This window comes from Coxiella-like endosymbiont (assembly GCF_002871095.1).
In the GTDB taxonomy this organism is placed as follows: Bacteria; Pseudomonadota; Gammaproteobacteria; order Coxiellales; family Coxiellaceae; genus Coxiella.
This window is the reverse complement of record NZ_NSHJ01000007.1, coordinates 1-3070: the sequence shown is the minus strand read 5'-3', so window position 1 is coordinate 3070 and position 3070 is coordinate 1. Positions and strand designations below refer to the sequence as shown.

Here is a 3070-nt window from a genome sequence, read left to right as displayed (position 1 = left end):
GGAATATAATAAATATAACAATTAAAAAAATAATCATTCATTATTAGCTGAGGTTTTCAATATTATAAATGTTGTTTCTGTAACTTTGTCTTATAAATACCTTATTATTATCCTGATCATTATTATCATAATACTATTATAGAGGTACATGTTTAGCTGATGATAGACTTATTTTTTTGTTATTATTAATATGATGATAGGTGTTTTGTCTATAAATTCATGATCATTATTATAATTACTGGCGTTATTATAATTATTATCGTATATATTATACTCATTTATACACCATGCTCAGATTACAAGAGAGTTTGTTCTAAGGTGATGCAATACAATTTTATCAAGAGACTTTTCTCTTGAATGCTTGGAAGTAAAACTTTTATAATTTTAAAATCCTAATCAAAAAATTTTTTTGCTATTAGACCAAGAGATGAATTGAGTCTGTTATTATATTAATAATTTGATTTTAGGGTAATGGCTGTGGGATTAGAACCTCAAAAAAGAACTTTGAGCAATAAGAATCGTTTTGAATGTCGACGATGATTAGAGTTTTTATTTTTTTAATAAGCTTCTAATTAAATTTTTACGTCTTTCATTAAGCTCACTACTTAATCCTACTTTATAAATATGAGGGTTATTAAAACGTTTATATTTTTCTGGTAACAAACTTAAGCGATGTTGACTGTATTTTGCTATTTCATTGATTGTTTTAGTAGGAGATAATCGTTTACCATGTTCCATTATCTTATGGAGAAGTGCTTCTTTTTTATAATTTTTAATTTGAAAGGATTTTAGTGATTCAAAAGGGTGATACATGATGTTTGTATCTTTTTCGTCAACTAAAGTAATAAGGTCGGCTCCTAGGAAATTACCTTTTTCGTCTAATAATCGATACACTTGTTTTTTGTAAGGTAGTGTTATTTTAGTAGGTATTTCGGAAAGTTTGAGACGAGGTTTGTTTTGACTAAAAACCAATTTATACACTCCATCTAGAACACCATCTGGTTCACCAATAACAAGTTTGGTTCCCACACCAAAAATATCAATAGGTGATTTTTGTTCTAATAAGCTTTTAATTACGTACTCATCGATCTGATTAGAAGCTATAATTTTTACATAAGAAAGGCCAGCGTCATCTAGCATTTTACGTGTTTTTTTTGCCAAATAACTAAGGCAACCGCTATCTAGCCGTACACCTTTTAATTTCTGGCCGCGTGATTCCATTTCTTTGCCTATTTGGATAGCATTTGGTACGCCGCTTTTGAGTGTATCATAGGTATCAACCAATAAAATACAATCCTGTGGTCGGATTTTAGCAAAATCACGAAAGGCCCATAACTCATTGTCATAACTTTGTACGAAAGAGTGACCCATTGTTCCTGAAACTGGGATACCGTAGTTGCGTCCAGCGATTACGTTGCTGGTAGCATCAAAACCGCCTATCATCGCAGCCCGGCTAGCATAATAACCTGCTAATCCAGCTGTGCGGCGCAATCCAAAATCAATAAGCTTTTTGTCTCTTGCTACATAGCGCATTCGGCTAGCTTTTGTAGCGATAAGGGTTTGGAAATTTAGAATATTTAAGATCAATGTTTCTACAATCTGAGCTTCAATGAGTGAAGCTTCAATCGTTAATACTGGGCTGGTAGGAAATATAATATCTCCCTCCCGTGAAGCGTAAACGGTACCATTAAATCGGAAGTGTTTTAAATAATTAAGAAATTCAGAATGAAAACCTTGGTGAAATAAAAAATCAATATCTTTTTGGCTAAATTTAAACTGCTGCAGGATCGTAAGCAGATCTTCCAATCCTGAAAAGATAGCGTATCCCCCTTTAAACGGTAATTTTCGGAAAAAATAATCAAAAACAGCTACCTGATTTTTTTTTCCTTCTAGGAAATAAACCTCTCCCATAGTAAGTTGGTATAAGTCTGTATAGGTAGCTGTAAAGTGAACCATCGAATTAGGAATGACTTTTATTATTTTTCATTGAGATAATTTTTTTAAGTTTGCAGATTTTGTCATTGTAGTTCAATTCAACTAAACTGTCATGCATCAATTTAGCTTATCTATAACTAACATCAACTAACATCTTTGTCAGTCGTTGTGCGAATAGGAAAATTATAGGGAGAGTAGCATTTAATAGTCCTAGTTTTCCTAATTACTTATCTTATGGCAACTCTCCTTTATTTCTGGATATTACAACTTACTGCTTTAACGACAATGTGCGAGAGAGTTATCACTCAACTTGGAGTCTAATCCTTTTGAAAAAGTTTATGCAACTAATCTTTTAGAGGAAGTTATTAAAGAACTCTTTACTTACTAGGGGGCCGACATAATTTTTAGGTTCTTTTTGATAAAAGATCCTTTCTAATTAAACTAAAATTAAACTAATTTAATAGAAATTCATATTTACTTTCAGTTAAAAGATCAAAATTTCTAGATAACTCCAACAAATTTTCTATCCTGAGACTCTAGTGCTACTAATATCTGGATGGGCTGTCTAAGTGCAGAATCTAGTTTTAATACTTTCAATACAATTCCAATAGAAAGTTGCTTAATGCCTATCTAAAAAGTAACATTTATTGATTAACTATAATGTAAAAAAAAATTAATGGTTTAGCATTTTAAAGTTTACTTAGATAGTATTAAGTTATAGTAAGTTTTTATTTCCAATAATTTTTATTAAAGTTTTATTTGATCTTTACTTTGATATCTAATGCATTTGTTACTATAAATAAAAAAATACGCATGCAGTGTGATGACGATTATGCCAATTCTTAATAAATAAAAATCTAATTTTTATTTATTCTAATAATTTATTTTTTTGATGCTTTTATAATCCTTCAAGGATACAGTGATATCTATTATTATTTATTGTACTTTTCACGATTTCCTTCTAATATTTTCTTAGAAAAATGGCTAATTTGAATTTTTATTTTTTGTTGATTCTTTTAATTAAGATAATTTCTCTCAAGCCTCAAAATGTAAAGTCAAATGTAAAATTGTGTTAAATAAGATTACAATTTTATTGTAATAAAAAATGTTCTCTAGTGTTTTAAGAGGCTAGTAA

The 3070-nt window shown here is 29.7% G+C and carries 1 protein-coding gene; it reads right to left on the bottom strand.

What is annotated here, in order from left to right; all coding sequences use genetic code 11:
- Positions 1-549: 549 nt before the first annotated feature.
- Positions 550-1956 carry a nicotinate phosphoribosyltransferase gene (locus tag CLERM_RS00050; RefSeq protein ID WP_102156597.1) on the bottom strand — a complete coding sequence of 469 codons (1407 nt, stop codon included), beginning with the start codon at positions 1954-1956 and terminating at the stop codon, positions 550-552.
- Between the last annotated feature and the right edge of the window lie 1114 nt (positions 1957-3070).

Excerpts from the sequence above, each read along its gene's own strand:
- CLERM_RS00050 (WP_102156597.1), bottom strand. The coding sequence starts at position 1,956 with ATGGTTCACTTTACAGCTACCTATACAGACTTATACCAACTTACTATG.